We start from the raw sequence: 18,489 nt of genomic DNA, 5'->3' as shown, positions 1-18,489 counted from the left end.
ATTTGTAAGCTTTGTCTATTCCGTAGGTCTTGTTTTCTTGCTACGAATAATGCTGAAAACAACTGGAACGAAGAAAAGAGTTCCTATGGTAGCAAAAATCATCCCTCCAATAACCGCTCTGCCAAGAGGAGCATTCTGTTCTCCTCCCTCTCCAAGTCCAAGGGACATAGGGAGCATACCAAGAATCATCGCCCCAGCAGTCATAAGAACCGGCCTAAGCCGAATTCTTCCAGCCATCCAAGCAGCTGTAAGAGCATCGGCTCCATTTCTCATTTCTTCATTGGCAAAAGTAATCAGCAAAATGCTATTGGAAGTGGCAACTCCAACGGTCATAATCATCCCCATAAGAGAGGGGACACTAAATGTTGTGCCAGTAAGATAAAGCATCCAGATAACACCACAAAATCCTGCCGGCAGGGCCATTAGAATGATGAAAGGATCCACCCATCCTTGAAAATTGACTACTAACAAAAAATAGACCATCAGAATGGCAAAAACAATGCCAAGACCAAGACGACCAAAGGCATTCTGCATGCTTTCAGCCTGTCCACGAATATGGATTTCATAGGCTGGAGGCAATTCCTTTTTGACGCTATTGATAACTTTTTGGACGTCGTGGACTACCCCTCCCAGATCTCTTCCTTGCACATTAACAAAAACATTGTAAATAGGCTTGACATTATAATGGCTGACAACGGCAGCCTTTTGGGTATGCTCCACCGAAACCACATTACTCAATAGCTGAGTCTCTTCTCTTGAAGCAAGGAGATCAGAATAATATTCCTTTATCGGATGAAGATTAATATTGAGCAAAGAGTTATGACTGTCAATCAGGTGCTGGGGGGTTTGAACAACAACCGGATAGTTGATGGTGGTTTTAGGATCTGCCCAATAATTAGGGGCCACCACATAGCTTGAACTCAACTGGTTTAAAATGTTGTTAGCAATTTCCCTTTGATTCAAACCAAAATCAAGAGCCCGTATTCGATCTATTTTTAAATGCAGATAGGGCTGTTTTTTCTGATAAATAATAACATCAGCAGCTCCTTTGATCTTTTTTACTTTTTTTTGGATTTCTTTTGCAAATCGAGACGTAATATCCGGGTCCTTTCCTACAACTTGTATATCAATAGGAGCAGCTGAACCAAAGTTAAGAATCTGATTGACCATATCTGGTGGTTGGAAGAAGAACTCGCATCCAGGGAACTTCCTTGGCAATTTCTCCCTTATCTTTTTCATGTATGCAAATGTGGAATGATGATCTTCTTTGAGCGATACTAAAATCTCTCCGTCAAATGTCCCTTCATTGATATAATCACCAAAAGCCATTCCTGCAGGAAACCAAAAAGGAAGCCCTCCTAAATCCACTATAGAATCGATTTCTTCCTCCGGAACAATTTCCTTTTTTATGTATTCTTCAATTTCACTGAAAATTCTGGCTGTTGTTTCCAATCTTGTTCCTGGCGGGGTAAAAACATGAAGCCTAAACTTACCAGCATCTACAGGAGGGAAAAAATTCTCTCCTACAAAAGGCAAAGCCACAAAGGAAGCAAAACCCAAGATACCAAAGAGTAAAAACACTGCTCCTTTATGATGCAGGGCCCATTTCAAAAGCTCTCCATAATTATCCCTGAACTCTTCAAAGCGTTCCATAAACCAGTGATGAAACCGCATAAAACGCGAGAGCGGTTTGCCTTCGATTTTCCTTTTATGCTCAATGATCTCTTCCTGTCGAATAAGCATATTAGCCATCGTAGGAACGAGGGTCCTTGAAAGAAAATAAGAGAAAAGCATCGAAAAGACGACTCCTAAGGCCATGGGAGTAAAAAGATATTTTGGAGGCCCTTCTAAAAAAATTACAGAAGTAAATACGATACAAATAGAAAGCGTTGCAACGAAAGCCGCATTAGCAATCTGCTGAGCACCATCGAGAATTGCCTGAACAAGAGGCTTTCCCATACCGTGATTTCTATGGATATTTTCCACCTCCACGGTCGCATCATCCACAAGAATTCCAACAGCCAGAGCAAGCCCTCCAAGAGTCATGATGTTTATGGTATTGCCCATGCGGCTAAGAATGAAAAGAGCCACAAGAATACAAAGAGGAATGGAAGTTAAAACGATTAAAGTCGATCTCCAGCTCCCTAAAAAGACTAAAATCATAATCCCTGTAAGGCCTGCAGCAATCAACCCTTCCTTAACCACCCCTTCTACAGAAGCCCGGACAAAGACTGATTGGTCCATTAATTCTTTGATTTCAATTCCTTCTGGAGCTGAAGCTTTAGCGATCGGAAGCAGTTTTCTAAGATTAGCGACTAATTCCAAAGTTGATGCCATACCGTTTTTCAAAAGAGGCATAATCACAGCAGGAATCCCATTATACCGAGCAAAATTCCATTGGACTGCTCCTCCATCCCTGACATACCCTAGGTCATGCATATAAACGATTTGGCCATTGACTTTTTTAATCGGAATGTCGTTCATCTCCTGAACATTCGTTGGAACATTGTTCACAGAGACTAAATAGTCACGATCTCCTATTTTGATATCTCCAGAAGCATAATCCAAAATTTGGTTATTGATTACTTCCATTAACTCTTGAGCGGTGATGCCTCTAGCTAAAAGCTGATCTGGATAAGCATCGACACGAATAAATCGCGCTGTCCCCCCCCAGGGTGGAGGGAAAGTGGCTCCTCGAATCGTAGCTAATTCTCTTCTAAAGATATACCAAGTATAATCGAACAAATCAGCATTTGATTTTGTTTTCCCACTTACAGCCAACTGTATAACAGGGACTTCCGCTGCAGAATAGCGCAAAACATAAGGAGGGGTAGTTCCAAGGGGCATTCTTTTTATGACAGTCTGACAGATCGATACCGCTTCCGAAACAGCCAGATCGATAGGGACTCCTGGTTGAAAATACATGCGAATAACATTAAGCCCATAATAGGTTCTTGACTCCATTCGGGCTACATTATCCACATACTGGGAAAGATTGAACTCGCTAAAGGTAGTAATGAAATTGGTCATATCCTCTGGAGTCAGACCCTGATAAAACCAGACAACGTTCACAACGGGAATATCGATGTCGGGGAAAATATCCGTTGGAGTTGTTTCAATAGTCAATAGTCCCATGACAAATATGAGCGCTGCCATCACAGCGACTGTATAGGGCTTTCTAAGTGCAACTTTGACCAGCCAGAGCATAATATTATTTTTCCCTTAAAAAAAAGAACCCCTCAACTAAAAATAAGTTTCTTCTCGACAATAGCAGTTTCAATACCATTATGTTGCAAAAAAACAAAATTTTTTCTCCCCACCATTTCAAAGGGGTTGTGTTAAATACTCAATGGAATCATAAATAGATGAAAAACGATTTTGTAATTTGTTTCAAATTTCTTGCTATAAAAATTTTCAATGAAAATTGGTTTTATAGGTACTGGGAAGATGGGATATCCAATGGCCCAAAACCTTTTGGCCTCTGGAAAAGAACTCTTTATTTATAACCGTACGAAAGAAAAAGCTGATCCTTTGGCAGCTTTCGGTGCCAAAATTCTTGGATGTCCTAAAGAAGTGGCAACAAGCAGTGATGTTGTCATTACTATGCTTGCCAATGATGAGGCATTATTAGAAATCACAGCTGGCAGCGAAGGGATCATCCATGGATTACACGAAGAAGGTGTTCATCTATCTATGAGCACGGTTAGTCCGAAAGTCATTCAGGAAATTCAAAGGATGCATGCAGCCAAAAAGCAGATTCTTGTTTCAGCCCCTGTGTTTGGACGTCCTGATGCAGCTGCAAGAAAAGAATTGTGGATTATTACTGCTGGACCTCTAGAAGCCGTGAGAAAATGTCACCCCATCTTCCAAGCCTTAGGAAGAGGTTATTCTAATTTTGGAGAAGAACCCGCCAAAGCGAATATTGTAAAAATTTTAGGCAATTTTCTAATCATGACCGTTATTGAAGCCTTAAGCGAGAGTTTCTCTTTGGCTCAAAAAGCTAAGATCCTCCCTCAAGATTTTCTTTCCGCTGTCAATCAAGCATTGTTTCGTTCCCCCCTCTATGAAAATTACGGCCAACTTATCGTTAAAAAAGCCTTTAGCGAACCAGGTTTCACATTACAACTCGGATTTAAAGATGCAACACTAGCAAGAGATTTAGTACAGTCCTATAGGGTTCCATTACCTTATCTGGACGTGGTGTACTGGCGCTTTCTCTCTGCATTGAACCATGGGAAAGCTGAGCTTGATTTCTCCGCCATCTCTTCAGAAGTTTTCGATTGCTCTGAAGATCGCCCCTTTTAAGCGATTAGAAGTGCTTAAATGTTTTTTTAATATTTTCTGCCCTTGAATAATTTCCATTTTTATTGCATTATTGAAGCATGGAAGAGGCATTAAAAAAGTCTTTGGATCATTTGGCTCATTGGAGCAGAAGAATTAGCCTCCTCATAGCAATTGCAACCTTGTTGTATTGGATAGTAATTGGTTTTAGCGAGTTGATATTAAGAGCGAGTGGGAGTGAAACAGAATTTAGCTCTGCATTGATTGGTTTTTTTACTTTTCTGGGCCTTGTCGCTAATTTTTTTGGTATCCTGTTTGGTGGTCTTAGTCTTTCATTAAAAGAGATGTTTCGGCCTTCCTGCATCGTTGGTTTCCTCCTAAATGGGCTTTTTTTTGTTGTTGTTCTGGCTTGTGTCCGATTGTTTTAAAAAACTTGAACCAAATTAGCTTTTTCTAGAAACCCAACCAGCAACGTCTTAGGGAAAGTTTTCCTAGAGTCAATATCTCTCATGGTTCTCATATATTTTCAATTCATTGAGATGAGAGACCATCCATGTATCCACTAGCTGAAGAATTTCTTCTCCAGGTCGGAATGCAAACGCATAATCAATTCTTAAAAAAGTTTTTTCAGATACCTCTAATTCTCCCCCAAATTCTTTTTGAATTACATATCGTAACTGTTCTAATTCGGAAAGAACAGCATCCACCTTTTTCTCTTTAAGAGCTTCCAGGGCACCATTTAAGGTATCAAAGAGGATCGCTCGAATTTGCCTTTTTCTTAAATAACTGCTGCCCATTGAATTTTTTACAGCAGCTATACGAATTTGAGAGAGATCTTTAGCTTTAACAATATCCAAACTGACTTTTTCTAAAGCCACCCCTGCTGTAATCCACGCTGTAAAAAAAGACAATAGGACCACCCCAACAAACATCCAAATCATAGCTACCGTTCTACCGCCAACAGTTTTGGGGACTTTATCCCCATAACCAATAGTCGTCATGGTAACAGCAGCCCACCAAAAAGCATTCCCTATGCCATGAATAAAACTGCCTCCAAAATGAGGGTTCTTTTTTCTTTCAAAAATCCAAACAAAAAATCCAGCAATCAATGTCAGAAATGTCATCCCACAGACAACAGTGGCAAATTCTGGGTTAAGCATAAACCGAAATACTGCTTGTAGAGAACTAATTGGACTTGACCTATAAGCAACTCCCAACCCAGAAGAAAGGAAGGGATAACTAAAAGCAAGCTTTTTTAAAAGCTCAATGTTGATTCCCATCCCGGTTACCACCACATCTACTTTCTTATCCAGTAAGCTTCGAACAAGAGCCTGTTGGTCACCGGGCATTTCGATAAATTCATAGGGAATATTGAGATCAGCAGCGATCCTTTTCCATAAGTCAGCCGCAATTCCTTCCCATTCCCCATCCATGCCTCGAATGGAAAATGGAGGGTCATTTCTGGTTGCAACCCTAATTTTGATATGGGTTTTTATGGGATGAGAAGAGACTTCAGCAGAACAAAAAAATAGTAGGTGAAAAGAAAAAAGGAAGAATAGAAAGCTTAATAAAGCCTTTGGCAAGAGAGTTTTTTTATTCGGATTTAACACGTCTGCAAGATCTGGTCACTTTTGACTTTCTCTTGCAAAGATGTCAACCTTTTTTCTTTGGAATGGGGGAAAAATCAACTTAAAGCGTTTTCCACCGCTTTTTTCCAACTCCCAAAAAACCTCTTTTTACAAGCGGCTGCAAAAAGAGCAGGATCAACCTCCCTAACCTTCGTACTCGTTAATGAAATTCCCTTTTCTTTTAACGCCCTTATCCCTTGAATAATCTGCTCTTTTGACCACCTTTTTCGGTTACGAATCTTATCGTAATCCAAGCCTGCCTGTTCTATTGCCGAAGACCAACTGCCAAATCTCCTGCGGGCGATAGCAATTAAAGAACTCGCATTCTTTTCCATTTGCTTGGAACTTAAGTCCGCACCCTCTTTATACAATCTTCTAATTTCTTCAAGAATATTTTCGTTTTTCCAAGATTTATATCTATAAATGTCCTGAGGTGCCAATCCAGCAGCTAGAAGTGCATTTTTCCAACTTCCAAAATAATTGGGCCGGATAGCCGCATAAACCATAGGCGCGTATTCTCCCAGCATCATGGATCGAAAAGAAAGATCAGTACCTTGGCGATAAAGCTGTTGAATCAACTGGATAATCTTTTCTTTCGACCAGGCTTTGTACCGACGGATCTCATCATAAGATAGACCAGCAGCTTCCACCGCTTTCCCCCAATTGCCAAAATATCGAACAGCAGCAGCAAGAAGTTCCTGATAATGCTTCCTCATGTAATGAGAAAAAAGAGGCTTACCTGCTTCATGCCATCTTTTAATTTCCTCGAGAACCACTGCCTCGGTCCATTCTTTATTTTTCTTTATAGTTTGGTCTATTGGTTGGGGTTTCATATAGAATCACCTTTTCAAAGAAATATTTTAAATTTATCGCGTTTGTCAAATAAATTTAATAAATTCAATTTTTTTATAAGCTATTAATTTTCCAAAAGAATCATTAATTTTTTTATAATTACTTCTACCGTTATGCCTGACAAACATTGTAAGGGAGACTCTTTGTTTAAGCAAATTGCATGCCAACATGGGGAACAAGAAACATCGCTTTGAAGCACAAAGACTTTTTTTCCTATCGGACGAGATTCTGCTGCATCCGTAGGGCCAAACATCACAAGGGTCGGACATCCTAAAGCAGCTGCAAGATGAGCTGGTCCCGAATCCCCACTTATCATAGCTTTGGCATTGCCTAATAGAGCTATTAGCTTTCCTAAAGGAAGTTTTCCACGAAGGTCCGTGCAATTAGCTTCATTGATAGGAAACCATGGCCCGATCCCAACAAAAACAAAGTGGAATTGAGGCAGCCGTAGGGTTAAGGCTTGATAGTTCCTCCAAGGCCAAATTTTGGAGGGCCACCGGGAGTAAGGATGAATGACTATATAGTCTTTTATATCTAAAATTGACGGAAGCAGGGGCAGCTGAAAAGCATAAGGATCGGGTTGGATTCCTAAGTATCGCAAAAACTCTAAATATCTTTCTTGAGCTGGAGGAGGAGGAGGCATAATCCGCTCCTTATAAAAGAAAAGAGAGCCTTCCCTCCCATTCCATGGCCCTATCTTTCTTTTTGCTCCACTAAAACCACAGATAATACCACTTCGGAAAAGCCCCTGGAGATCGAGAACCATGTCATAACGCTCTTTCTTAAGCGCCCTAATCAGCTTGATAATCTGAGCAATCGATTCTATCATCCCACAAGAAGAATAATGTGGGATAGTAAAGACACGAGAAATGGAAGGTTGATAATCGAATAGCTCTCGATAAATATCATATGTGACCCAATCGATTTTTGCTGAAAGAAACTTTTTTAACAGCCCGCTGGCTACTGGAAAACACTGAATAATATCTCCAAAGGAACTTAATTTGATGATTAAAATCTTCATTTCTTTGTTCCTAAGAGGATCGCTAAATACCTAAATCAATTTTCAAACACCCCACCGGAGTCTTTCGGCCAATTGGATGGGTAGGTTTGCATTTTTAATTTTTAACGCAGACTTTTCAATATCATAGGCAACCCTGTAGAGGGTTGCCTCATAATTTTCAGTTTGATAAACGACAAAAGTGGCCCTTGGATCCCCATCTCTTGGTTGTCCAACACTTCCAACATTAAGTAGAAATCGGAAATTTTCTTTTAGAAATAGCCTTTTGAATCGAAACTGAAAAACAGAATGATCATTTTGTACAAAGAGAGCTACAATATGGGTATGTCCTAAAAATCCTATACGGAATGAAGCCGCTCGAAAATTCTCTTCTGCTTCTTCATTGGACAAAACATATTGCCAGCTGGTAGGAGAACGAAAATTAGAATGGACAGCCATAAGATCTTCATTTTGCCAAATCAAGGGAAGAGAAGCTAAAAATTGCTTTTCTTCTTTAGACAAAATCGACCGGGTAAAATGTATGGCTTTCAGAGCGATAGGATTCAGTTGATTTGTCATCGCTTCTGGGATTTGAGGCAAAGAACAGTAATAATCATGGTTTCCCATGAGAATGATCTCAGCCTGTTCTCTTATCTTTCGTAAGCATCGAGAAGGTTCGGCCCCATAGCCTACCACATCCCCAAGACATATTATTTTATCTACTTTTATCTTGGCAATTTCTTCCAGAACCGATTCCAAAGCCTCTAGATTCCCATGAATGTCACTTAAAAAAGCGATTTTCATTTTCAAATCTAATAAATTTTCTCGAAATAGGAAACCGTTGCTTAGTTTTTCTTTTTGACTAATAATATTCTTGACTATAGATAGTCTATTTTATTACTAGAGTATATTCTATGCTTATTTTTCCCTCTATCATTGAGACAATAGGAAGGACGCCTTTGGTCCGGTTAAATAAAATGACCCAAGGATTGGAGGCGCAAGTAGCTATTAAATGCGAATTTTTCAACCCTTTGAGCAGTGTCAAAGACCGTATTGGGATAGCAATGATCGATCAGGCGGAAAGAGAAGGAAAAATAAATGCTAAGACAACGATCATTGAACCGACTTCTGGGAACACTGGTATTGCCTTGGCCTTCGTAGCGGCTGCTAAAGGTTATCCTCTAATTTTAACCATGCCTGAAAGCATGAGTATAGAACGAAGAACTCTTCTAGCCCTTCTTGGTGCTCGTCTGGTATTGACTCCGGCTCAACAAGGCATGCGTGGGGCGGTCGAGAAAGCAATGGAAATTGCATCGAAAACAGAAAATAGTTGGATCCCTCAACAATTTGACAATCCCGCTAACCCTGAAATCCATCGGAGGACTACTGCCGAAGAAATTTGGAAAGATACAGAGGGAAAAGTAGATATTTTTGTTGCTGGTGTGGGAACTGGAGGCACGATTACAGGAGTGAGTGAGGTAATAAAGAAAAGAAAATCATCGTTTTATTCTGTTGCCGTAGAACCGGCTGCCTCCCCCGTCATTTCTCAGACTCTTAGAGGGGAACCTCTAAAGCCTGGTCCCCATAAAATTCAAGGGATAGGAGCAGGTTTTGTCCCTAAAAATCTGAATCTTAAAATAATTGATGAAGTCTTTACAGTAACGGATCAAGAGGCAATCACTACGGCTCAACGACTGGCTTCCGAAGAAGGCATTTTAGCAGGTATTTCTTCAGGAGCTACTGTTTTTGCCGCCATTGAAATTGCTAAGCGCAAAGAAAATAAAGGGAAATTGATTGTAGCCATCGCAGCCAGTACAGGCGAAAGATATTTAAGTACTGCCCTTGCAGAGCAAGCGAAAAAATTTGCAGGTGGTATTATCTAAATTTTTTTATTCTTCCCTTGACTTGTTATACTTTTAAAATTATTTTTATACTGCAAATTAACTATTATAAAATTCTTAGCTTTTCTTAATGTATAAAAATAACGTAAGTTATTTTCAATAATTTCTTATTTACCTTCTCAACTTTTCACTAATTCTAAGCGTATCAATATTAAGCAATGGATAACAACGATTCTGCTCTCAAACTTTATTTAAGGGAAATAAGCCAAATTCCACTGCTGACAAAAGAAAAAGAAGTGGAATTGGCTAAAAGAATACAACAAGGGGATCAAGAGGCAAGACGGCAAATGATTCAGGCCAACCTCCGGTTGGTCGTGAAGATAGCCCATGACTATGCCAATAGTGGGTTGCCTCTACCAGACCTTATTTCCGAAGGCAACATTGGGCTAATGAAAGCGGTCGATCGCTTTGATCCCTCAAAGGGAGGGAAGCTGAGCACTTATGCTGCATGGTGGATCAAGCAGTCCATCAAACGGGCTCTAGCCAATCAAAGTAAAACAATTCGGCTTCCAGTCCATCTTGTTGATAAGATAGCTAAGATGAGAAGGGTAGCCATGCAGCTATCGGAAGTTCTTGGGAGAGATCCAACAGATGAAGAATTAGCTGAAGAACTTGGCATGTCTACAACAAAAGTTGCCGAGTTAAGGACGATTGCCATCAGACCCGCTTCTCTCGATGCCACGGTAGGAGAAGAAGAGGATGGCACATCCTTGGGAGAACTAGTTAAGGATGAATCCGCAACGAGTCCCGACCAATCTGTTCTTGACCAAAATCTCAAGAATACTATTCTTGAATTGCTGCCTAAGCTAGATGAAAGGGAAAGAAAAATATTAAGCCTTAGATTTGGGCTAGAAGGCAATGAACAAATGACTTTGGAAGAAATCGGAAAAGAATTTCATGTAACTAGGGAAAGAATTCGTCAACTCCAAAATATTGCTTTACGAAAAATTCGAAAAGAGCTAGAAAAACAAGAAAAAGGGAAAAACCGTCTTACCACTAAACAATCCTTAAAAAAATAATAGAAATAAAGGAAAAATACTCTTTTCCCTATGACCTATGTTTTAAGTAGCTCTATCGAAAGGCTTAAGGAGAAAATTCGAAATATCCCTAATTTCCCCCGTCAGGGAGTTCAATTCAAAGATATTACTCCTGCAATCGGTGAGGGACAGTTCTTTAGATTGATAATGACAATCTTTATTTCCCGTTATCAAAAGAAAAAAATTGATAAAATTGCTGCCATCGATGCCCGAGGATTTATTTTTGCAGGAGCTTTAGCTCATTCTTTGGGAGTGGGGATTATTCCTATCCGGAAAAAGGGAAAATTACCCTATAAAACTTATGAATTGCCTTATAAAAGCGAATATGGGGAAGAAATTTTAACAATACATCAAGACGCCATAACCAAAGGAGAGAGTGTTCTCATTATAGATGATGTGTTGGCAACTGGCAATACAGCGCTTACCGCAGCTTTGCTCATCGAAAAGTGTGGAGGGAATCTAATGGAGTTAGGATTTCTTGCTGAGCTATGTGATTTAAAAGGAAGAGAAAAGCTTTTCCCATTTCCTTGTTATTCTATTCTTCAGTTCTAGTGATTCTGCCCTATTTCCTAAAAGGGATGGGAAACCCCCGCTTTTATAAAAAATAAAATCAAAACCCATCTCCCTCTACACCGCTCCAATAAAGATAGCACTATATACTCTTAAGCCTTTTTAACTATTAGATATATTGCAGTTTTTTGGCTACTTTTCCCTTATAGGCGCCATATCAAAAGAACCGGTTCTTTCTGTCCTTTAAAGACCTCGGCTTGCTTTATTCTTCTTGAAAGTCTTTCTTATTTTTTTTCCTCGCCATGCAAATTCCTCTTTTTGTCTTCTGAATAAAGTCGACGAGTTTTTGAATTTCATTACACTGCGAAACTTTTTCAATTTTTTCTAAGGCCTGTGAAACATTATATCCGCTAAAATAAAGAATCTTGTAGGCCTCTTCGATTTTTCTTCTTATTTCCTCCGTAATCCCTGCCCTTTTTAATCCTACTCTATTGATACCTGAAACTTCATTCGTATCGACAGCCATAAAATAAGGAGGAAGATCTTTCCCAATCCGGGTCTGACCACGAATCATCGTAAGCTCCCCTATTCTAACGTGTTGATGTATAACCGCTGCTCCTCCTAAAAACGCCCTTTTCCCAACATGAACATAGCCAGCAAGAAGAACGTTGTTAACTAAAACAACCTGATCTTCCACCAAACAGTTATGCGCTACATGGCTTCCAGCCATGAGAAAACAATGATTCCCAATTTTTGTAACAGACGATTCGGCCGAACCACGATGGATAGTTACATATTCTCGAATGATATTATCATCCCCAATAATAACCGAAGAAAATCCCCCTTTAAACGACACGTCCTGAGGCTCAGCCCCAATAATAGCGCCAAAACCAATCTGATTTCTTTTCCCAATCTGACTATTGCCTGTTATTACCGCATGGGCCCGAATTTCACAACTGTCACCAATAGAACAGCCTGCTTCCACAATAGCCCATGGGCCAATAGAAACGTCTTTCCCAATTTCAGCCTTGGAACTAACAATTGCCGTTGGATGTATCATAAAAAATTTTCTCTCCTTGAGCGCTCTTAAGGCAATCTAAAAAAAGAAGAAAAAAATATATTAAAATGAGTTTTTTTCTTATTGTATCCTTCTCATATTGCCATTTTCATGTCCTTCATGGCCATTAGATAAAACATTAAATGGTTCGAAGGAAGAAACAAAAGAAAGAGGAATCCATCCATTAACTAAAATCCCTTCAGGCTGATAATCGGTTTCGACTCCAAAGCCCACCCGATGAAATTTAGCAACCATGTCCATCCTATCGACAGGCAACTTTAAAGAGAGATATCGACGCTTTGTTTTCAACCACTGCTCAATTTTAAGTAAAAGCTTTTCACATCCCACTCCCGTTGCCGCAGAAATGGGGACACTCCCTGGATATTCTTGGATTCTTCTTTTAATGAGTCCCTTGGACTTCACTAAATCGATTTTATTCCAGACCAGAATCGTTGGTTTGTCTAAGGCTCCAAGCTGTTCTAGAACTTTATTAACTTCTTCAATCTGATTTTCAGATAAAGGATGGGAAATATCTACCAGATGAATCAATAAATCGGCCTCTTTGACTTCTTCTAAAGTTGCCTTAAAAGATTCAACTAAATGAAAAGGTAACTTTTGAATGAACCCAACGGTATCAGAGAGAAATATTTTTTGACCGCCTGAAAATTCAAACAGTCTAATGGTCGGATCGAGGGTAGCAAAAAGCTTATTTTCAACAAGAACTTTCGAATTGGTTAGAAGATTAAAAAGGGTGGATTTCCCCGCATTTGTGTATCCAACAAGACAAGCAGTCGGCCATGAAGACTTTTGTCGGCTACTTCGTTGGATAAATCGAGTTTTCTTTACCTCCTCGAGCTCTTTTTTTAATCTATGAATCTTTTCCTGGATACGCCGGCGATCAACTTCAAGTTGGGTTTCTCCAGGACCCCGCGTCCCAATTCCTCCAGTCTGCCGAGAGAGATGTGTCCACAACCGCGTTAGCCTAGGAAGCAGATAGAGAAGTTGGGCAAGTTCAATTTGGAGTTTGCCTTCCCGTGTCTTTGCTCTCTGTGCAAAGATATCTAAAATAAGTTGGGTTCGATCCAGAACCTTACAACCGAAAAGAGAACTCAAATTACGGCATTGAATGGGAGAGAGATCGTCATTAAAAAGGACAAAAGAAACTTTTTTTTCTTTACAAATTTCAGCGATCTCTTTTGCTTTCCCTTTCCCAATATAAAAAGGAGCTGTTGGAGAAGAGAGCCGCTGGACAATCCTTTCAATAATAAGCCCACCCGCCGAAATGGCTAATTCTTCTAACTCCTCAAAAGCTTCTTCAAAATTCTTCTCTCCTTTATCTAATCCGACAAGGATACCTATTTCTTTTTTCTCCTCCTCGACTAAAGATATCATGCTTGCTTGCTCAAAAATCTCTTTTTTTTTCTTCCTCCTAAGACAAAATTAACCTTTTTATTTATTTACGAATAAAAAAATTTATTTTTTCAATATAACTTTTAATAAATGAACATTCTTCCTGTTCATTTTTCAACAAACAGTAACTTAAAGAATTCTCCCTTTTGAACCAAGTTTTTTGTCTTTTCCCATAGGCACAATGCTCTCTAAATATATCCTCCATCAATTTTAGCTTATTTTTTCCTTTTTGCAGCAAATACTGGCCAATTAGTTTATAACCAATGGCCTGACATCTTTCGATTGCCTCAATGCCTCCTTCTTCAAGTAGCATGCATGTTTCCTTTTCCCATCCCGCTTCAAACATACTTTGGATTCTATTTCTTAAACGTATTTCTAATTCTGACTTAGGACGATCAATCCAAAAGGCTAATGAAGGAACCACCAACGGAAAGGTTGTTTTTTGCTGCCATTCAATAATAGAGATGCCACTACATTTTTTAACTTCTATGGCTCGAATCACTCTCCTTGGATTGGAACAGTCGATAGAAGAGGCGGCTAAAGGATCAATCTGTATTAAAAGCTCTATTAGTTTTTTCCTATCTAATTTTTCTAATGACTTTCTCAACAGAGCATCTGCTGCAGGTGCCGCACAAAGTCCCCTAGTCATCGCTCGGAAATAAAGACCACAGCCCCCAACTACTAAGATAGCCCTTTTTTTTTGCAGCTCTTTGGCTAAATACTCCTTAGCCCATTGGATAAAAAGAAAGACATTAAAAGACTCTTTCCAATCTACAAGATCTATACCCCCATACCTATACCGAATTCTCTCATGTAGAGAAGGTTTTGCTGTCCCTATGTCAAGTTTTTTATAAACTTGCATCGAATCAATAGACAAAAGGGACACCCCCGTTGCTTCAGCAATTCTATGAGCGATCGCTGTTTTCCCAGTTGATGTCGCACCAACCAAAAAAAAAAATTGGTGCATTCTCCAATGCCATAGGAGGGCAGTTTTTTGAAAAATCTAAATTCATCCGTTCAAATCAAAGTTCCACCAGACCTTGCTCTCTCTATTCCTTTGCATCGTTACTAAAAAAATGAGGCTTTTGTATTTTTCAACACACATTTTATTCTTAGAGGAAAGAAAGGAAAAAAAACTTATGGATTACAAACATTTTTCTGTCAAACTTACCGCCACGGAGCATGGAAATTACCATCTAAATGCCCAGTTTCATCCCTTTTGGAACAACAAAAAAACAATAACTCTAGACCAAAATTTCCTCAATTGGAAAGAAATTATCACTGGCGCCCGCTCTCTTTATGAGACAGTATCGAATCTTTTTAGTTGGGCCAAAGAACTGTATGATTCTTTTCGTAGCCAAGACGTATCCAAAAAAACCAATGCTGGCGATAAAGAGAAAGAAAAATCTCAGCCAATAGATAAAAACTTTTCCACTAAAGAAGAGACAGCCGCAACTACTCTCAAAGATCTTAACCGCTCGCCCAATAAGCCACCCAAGGAAAGTTTTCAAGAGCCTGATTCGAAACAGAAAATCTCTTCTACTTCAGAAACAGCAAAAACTATGAATTCCCAAGCTAAAAAGAAAGCCCAATCAAAAAAGCAATTGAAAAGTTCTTCATCAAAAGTGGATTTTGTAAAAACGGACCTTTTTACTCCTTTGACCAAACACATTCTGAAGACATGTATGGAACTGGGTCGATCCGTCCTAAAAGAAAACATGAGTGGGATAAAAACAGAAGACCAAAAGAACCGATTTGAAAAGAAAAACTCTTCTCTGAAGACCGACAAAGAACAGGAAAAGTGGTCTGTTTGGATTGGATTTTCAATGTCTGATACAAAACAAGGTTCTACTCCTAAACGAAGAGAAACCCTCTCTCTCTAAAGAGTTCTAAGGAAAAGTATTTTCCCACTATCTATGGAATCCGCCACCCCCATGGAATCCACCCCCGCCATGAAACCCACCTCCATGAGGTCCACCACCATGGAAGCCGCCGGGAACTCCTCTACCCCCTGGATACCCATGAAAACGCGCTCCTCCATAAAAGGGAGCATGACCATAGCCTCTCATAGCGGGTGAAGCCCAGTTTCTAGTTGGAAGCCCTTGATGGAACTGAGATCCCCCAACTCTAGAGTTAGTCATGGGAGAGGGAGATGAATGGAGGGCTGGAGAATTAAAAGATGTTCCACCATGTCCTATTAAAGAATTTCCAGGATTATTCGCCCTTTGAGTAAAAGTATGAGGGGAAGCCCCATAAGATTGAGCACCAAAATTCCTTGACCAATTGCCCTGAGTTAGAGGGGACTGTCCATTAAAGGAATGAGTTCCCCAAGTTCCGAAATTCCTTGTTGTGTTGAACATATTCCGATTAATAATCGTATTGTTATTAACAATAGTCGTCCTGTAAAACGAACTAACAGAATACCAGGGCATTCCCCACCATGGCCTTCCAAAGAAGAATCCAAGAGAAATTCCAGGGATAAAAGGATACCCTATTCCAATTCCTAATCCCCAACCTCCTCCCCAAAATCCTAATCCAATCCCGACACCCCATCCCCAACCTATCCACGGATACCAAAGAGGAGCCCACCAATAAGGACCTAAAAACCAAGGAGAATAAGCCCAATAGGGAGGATACCAATAAGGATAATAGGGGGGAGGATAATAGGAAGAGCCAACAGCTCCAGTGTATCCTCTGAAAGCTGATGAGTTCGAAGCATTATTTTCAGCCCTATTGCTTTCTTCTTTATTGGAATTTTCTCCTCTTCTTCCCTGACTAATTGCCTTTTGAACCATTGGAATTTGAGCTTCTACAAACTGAGCAAACTGGTCTGCTCCATCAGCACTGCTTGTGAGTTGTTCCAGTTTCAAAGCTTGAGGAACGGTAATCAGATCATCTGGATTGACATGGTAACGAGAAGCAATTTCATTTTGTTTGGATTTTATTTGCTCGATGGTCCTTCTTACGGATTGAGCATAGTTTCTGGAATTTGTAGCAGCCATTTGCAACTGCATAATGGTCGCTTCAGTAGCGTGCGAAGGATCCGCAAGAAGCCCTTGGACTTGACTCATCCTTCCTTGTTGCTCTGAGTCAGGGGGTAAAGTTGATAATCCGGAAGAAAAAGCAGCACTAAATTCTTTTTTTGCTTTTTGTAATTGGTGCTCATGATAGGCTTGTGAGAAGGAAAAGTATGACATCAAAAGAACTACTATTCCCCCAAGCACACTCCCAATTTTTGTTAACATATAGAGATCCTTTTTAAGTATTTATAGAAAATTTAGATTATAAGTACCAAAGGTCAATAAAGAGCATTGGTATGACTGGATAGTCAATTTTCCCTTTTGTCAAAAAAAGTTTAACTACTTTGGATCAAAGATGGCTGCTTGTCCTAACAAAACTTTTTTTGTAAGTCTTTTTATAGGCCTTTTACTTGTCCTTTTTTCTCTTTTTCTTTTGTATTTTATAGATAAGATCCAAAGAATGTTTCCCCCAAAATTTCCTAAACAACAAAAAATTACTGTTGTCGTTCCTACCCCCACCTCTTGTGAAGGGTATATGAGATTTTTTGAAAGAATCGGAGATGGAGGGCAATGGACCTCTGAGTCAGATTTTATCCCCGTGCTTATTGGCAGAAATGGTTTGTCCTGGGGCAGAGGATTGCACGACGCACAGGAAGGAGAACAAAAAAAAGAGGGAGATGGAAAGACACCAGCAGGTATCTTTAATTTGGGATTAATCATGGGAATTGCTGAAGAGCTACCTTTAGGAGCTAGCTGGCCTTTATACCATAAAAAAAGCCCTCTGGATGCTTGGATCGAAGATCCCACCTTAGCTCATTATAACCATCTTGTCACTATTTCTGAAGCTTCTTCTCCTCCAACATGGTTTGAAAAGCAACGGCTTCGCATCGAAGATCCACATTTGGAATGGATGGTCTTTATAGAACATAACTATCCAGATGCTATCCCAGGCTTGGGAAGTGCTGTTTTCCTTCACGAAAGATATGGAGAACATACCCCTACTTCTGGTTGTGTCGCAATGGAAAAGGAAAGATTAATCGAATTAATTCGATGGATATCTTATAATGCTAAGCCTAAAATTGTGATCCTCTCTATTCCTGATTATGCTAGGCTCCAAATCCAGTGGGACCTCCCCCCTTTGTCTCAAGCTTATCCAGAGGCTTTTCTAATTGTGAATCAAAACAAACCTTGAGTTGATTTACAAATGTCTCTACAACAAATACTTTGAATATTTCTCCTACCTATTTCCAAAGAGGAGCTCTTATTGGTCCTTACCGATAGTTAAGAGCTAATTAGAAAGTTGATTGATACTCATGGCTTCATGGGGCAGCTACCTCAGCCCTAAAGGGCAGGGCGTGTGCCTAGCCTTACGGCTGACACGATAGGCTGGCTGACAGCAGCCCGCCGGAAGTGGACATGCCGCCTCCTCCGGCAAGGTATTTCCGAGCAATGTTGCAAGCCGCCTTTAGCCTGGCGTTCAGTTCGAAGCCCAATTTCGGCACACAAAACCTGATTGTGTTTGGCGATTGTATCGGTGGGTATCCCCACAACACGAGCACATTTGTGAGGTGTAGTGTGAGGATCGATGCCAACAACGACGCATTCTTTTCCCTCCGCTTTGTATTCGAGGAACGAGTGCAATTGTGCAAACGCCCACAAATGCAAGCGGCGTCGGCTGCCTGCCCTACGTTGCTTGGCATGTGTGCGTATGTGTTTTAGATTTTCAACAACAATCACAGTACCGGAACAGGCAGAATCGACGATGCGCCGACTGAGAACCTGCTCGCAATCGCGCC

Annotated in this window: 17 protein-coding genes; 7 read left to right on the top strand and 10 right to left on the bottom strand. The window is 40.1% G+C overall.

The window, feature by feature from the left end; all coding sequences use genetic code 11:
* Window positions 1-15: 15 nt before the first annotated feature.
* Window positions 16-3,207 (bottom strand): efflux RND transporter permease subunit, encoded by a 3,192-nt coding sequence (locus A7Q09_RS07605; RefSeq protein WP_134390846.1) that lies wholly within the window; start codon window positions 3,205-3,207, stop codon window positions 16-18.
* Window positions 3,208-3,417: 210 nt separating this feature from the next.
* On the opposite strand from A7Q09_RS07605, the gene A7Q09_RS07600 reads away from it, so the two are divergent.
* Window positions 3,418-4,305 (top strand): NAD(P)-dependent oxidoreductase, encoded by an 888-nt coding sequence (locus tag A7Q09_RS07600; protein WP_134390844.1) that lies wholly within the window; start codon window positions 3,418-3,420, stop codon window positions 4,303-4,305.
* A 77-nt stretch (window positions 4,306-4,382) separates the two neighbouring features.
* Entirely contained in the window at window positions 4,383-4,709 is a 327-nt protein-coding gene (locus A7Q09_RS07595; RefSeq protein WP_134390842.1) for a hypothetical protein, read from the top strand.
* 69 nt (window positions 4,710-4,778) lie between these two features.
* Here the strand turns inward: A7Q09_RS07595 and A7Q09_RS07590 are convergent, their stop codons facing one another.
* The 4 genes from A7Q09_RS07590 to A7Q09_RS07575 form a co-directional block, all read right to left on the bottom strand.
* Complete coding sequence (locus tag A7Q09_RS07590; RefSeq protein ID WP_244228603.1) at window positions 4,779-5,864, bottom strand: transporter substrate-binding domain-containing protein; 1,086 nt, start codon at window positions 5,862-5,864, stop codon at window positions 4,779-4,781.
* A gap of 101 nt (window positions 5,865-5,965) precedes the next feature.
* Entirely contained in the window at window positions 5,966-6,742 is a 777-nt protein-coding gene (locus A7Q09_RS07585) for a homing endonuclease associated repeat-containing protein (RefSeq protein WP_134390838.1), read from the bottom strand.
* A gap of 83 nt (window positions 6,743-6,825) precedes the next feature.
* Window positions 6,826-7,782, bottom strand: coding sequence for a glycosyltransferase family 9 protein (locus A7Q09_RS07580; RefSeq protein WP_134390836.1), 957 nt, complete (start codon window positions 7,780-7,782; stop codon window positions 6,826-6,828).
* A 42-nt stretch (window positions 7,783-7,824) separates the two neighbouring features.
* Window positions 7,825-8,562, bottom strand: a complete 738-nt coding sequence (locus tag A7Q09_RS07575; RefSeq protein ID WP_134390834.1) for a metallophosphoesterase — start codon at window positions 8,560-8,562, stop codon at window positions 7,825-7,827.
* 110 nt (window positions 8,563-8,672) lie between these two features.
* Here A7Q09_RS07575 and cysK point away from each other — a divergent pair, with 110 nt between their 5' ends.
* The 3 genes from cysK (at window position 8,673) to A7Q09_RS07560 (ending at window position 11,248) form a co-directional block, all read left to right on the top strand.
* Window positions 8,673-9,641, top strand: coding sequence for a cysteine synthase A (cysK, locus tag A7Q09_RS07570; protein WP_134390832.1), 969 nt, complete (start codon window positions 8,673-8,675; stop codon window positions 9,639-9,641).
* A 176-nt stretch (window positions 9,642-9,817) separates the two neighbouring features.
* Complete coding sequence (locus A7Q09_RS07565; protein WP_134390830.1) at window positions 9,818-10,678, top strand: RNA polymerase sigma factor RpoD/SigA; 861 nt, start codon at window positions 9,818-9,820, stop codon at window positions 10,676-10,678.
* Window positions 10,679-10,708: 30 nt separating this feature from the next.
* Window positions 10,709-11,248 carry an adenine phosphoribosyltransferase gene (locus A7Q09_RS07560; protein ID WP_134390828.1) on the top strand — a complete coding sequence of 180 codons (540 nt, stop codon included), beginning with the start codon at window positions 10,709-10,711 and terminating at the stop codon, window positions 11,246-11,248.
* Window positions 11,249-11,468: 220 nt separating this feature from the next.
* On the opposite strand, the gene lpxA is transcribed toward A7Q09_RS07560, so the two are convergent.
* The 3 genes from lpxA to miaA all read right to left on the bottom strand — a co-directional run bounded on the left by lpxA (window position 11,469) and on the right by miaA (window position 14,640).
* Window positions 11,469-12,266, bottom strand: coding sequence for an acyl-ACP--UDP-N-acetylglucosamine O-acyltransferase (lpxA, locus tag A7Q09_RS07555; protein ID WP_134390826.1), 798 nt, complete (start codon window positions 12,264-12,266; stop codon window positions 11,469-11,471).
* 78 nt (window positions 12,267-12,344) lie between these two features.
* Window positions 12,345-13,655, bottom strand: coding sequence for a GTPase HflX (gene hflX / locus A7Q09_RS07550; RefSeq protein ID WP_134390824.1), 1,311 nt, complete (start codon window positions 13,653-13,655; stop codon window positions 12,345-12,347).
* Between the two features lie 61 nt (window positions 13,656-13,716).
* Window positions 13,717-14,640 (bottom strand): tRNA (adenosine(37)-N6)-dimethylallyltransferase MiaA, encoded by a 924-nt coding sequence (miaA, locus tag A7Q09_RS07545; protein ID WP_134390822.1) that lies wholly within the window; start codon window positions 14,638-14,640, stop codon window positions 13,717-13,719.
* 172 nt (window positions 14,641-14,812) lie between these two features.
* Between miaA and A7Q09_RS07540 the strand changes: the two genes are divergently transcribed.
* On the top strand, window positions 14,813-15,556 hold the full coding sequence (locus A7Q09_RS07540) for a hypothetical protein (RefSeq protein WP_134390820.1): 744 nt from the start codon (window positions 14,813-14,815) through the stop codon (window positions 15,554-15,556).
* A gap of 27 nt (window positions 15,557-15,583) precedes the next feature.
* Here the strand turns inward: A7Q09_RS07540 and A7Q09_RS07535 are convergent, their stop codons facing one another.
* Complete coding sequence (locus A7Q09_RS07535; RefSeq protein ID WP_134390818.1) at window positions 15,584-16,918, bottom strand: hypothetical protein; 1,335 nt, start codon at window positions 16,916-16,918, stop codon at window positions 15,584-15,586.
* 130 nt (window positions 16,919-17,048) lie between these two features.
* Here A7Q09_RS07535 and A7Q09_RS07530 point away from each other — a divergent pair, with 130 nt between their 5' ends.
* Window positions 17,049-17,885, top strand: coding sequence for a L,D-transpeptidase (locus A7Q09_RS07530; RefSeq protein ID WP_134390813.1), 837 nt, complete (start codon window positions 17,049-17,051; stop codon window positions 17,883-17,885).
* 149 nt (window positions 17,886-18,034) lie between these two features.
* On the opposite strand, the gene A7Q09_RS11510 is transcribed toward A7Q09_RS07530, so the two are convergent.
* Window positions 18,035-18,430, bottom strand: coding sequence for an IS200/IS605 family accessory protein TnpB-related protein (locus tag A7Q09_RS11510; RefSeq protein WP_394346630.1), 396 nt, complete (start codon window positions 18,428-18,430; stop codon window positions 18,035-18,037).
* Window positions 18,431-18,489: the final 59 nt, after the last annotated feature.

The sequence above is a fragment of the Methylacidiphilum sp. Yel genome (genome assembly GCF_004421185.1).
In the GTDB taxonomy this organism is placed as follows: Bacteria; Verrucomicrobiota; Verrucomicrobiia; order Methylacidiphilales; family Methylacidiphilaceae; genus Methylacidiphilum.
Note: the sequence above shows the minus strand (reverse complement) of the source record. Positions and strands in the feature narration are given on the sequence as shown.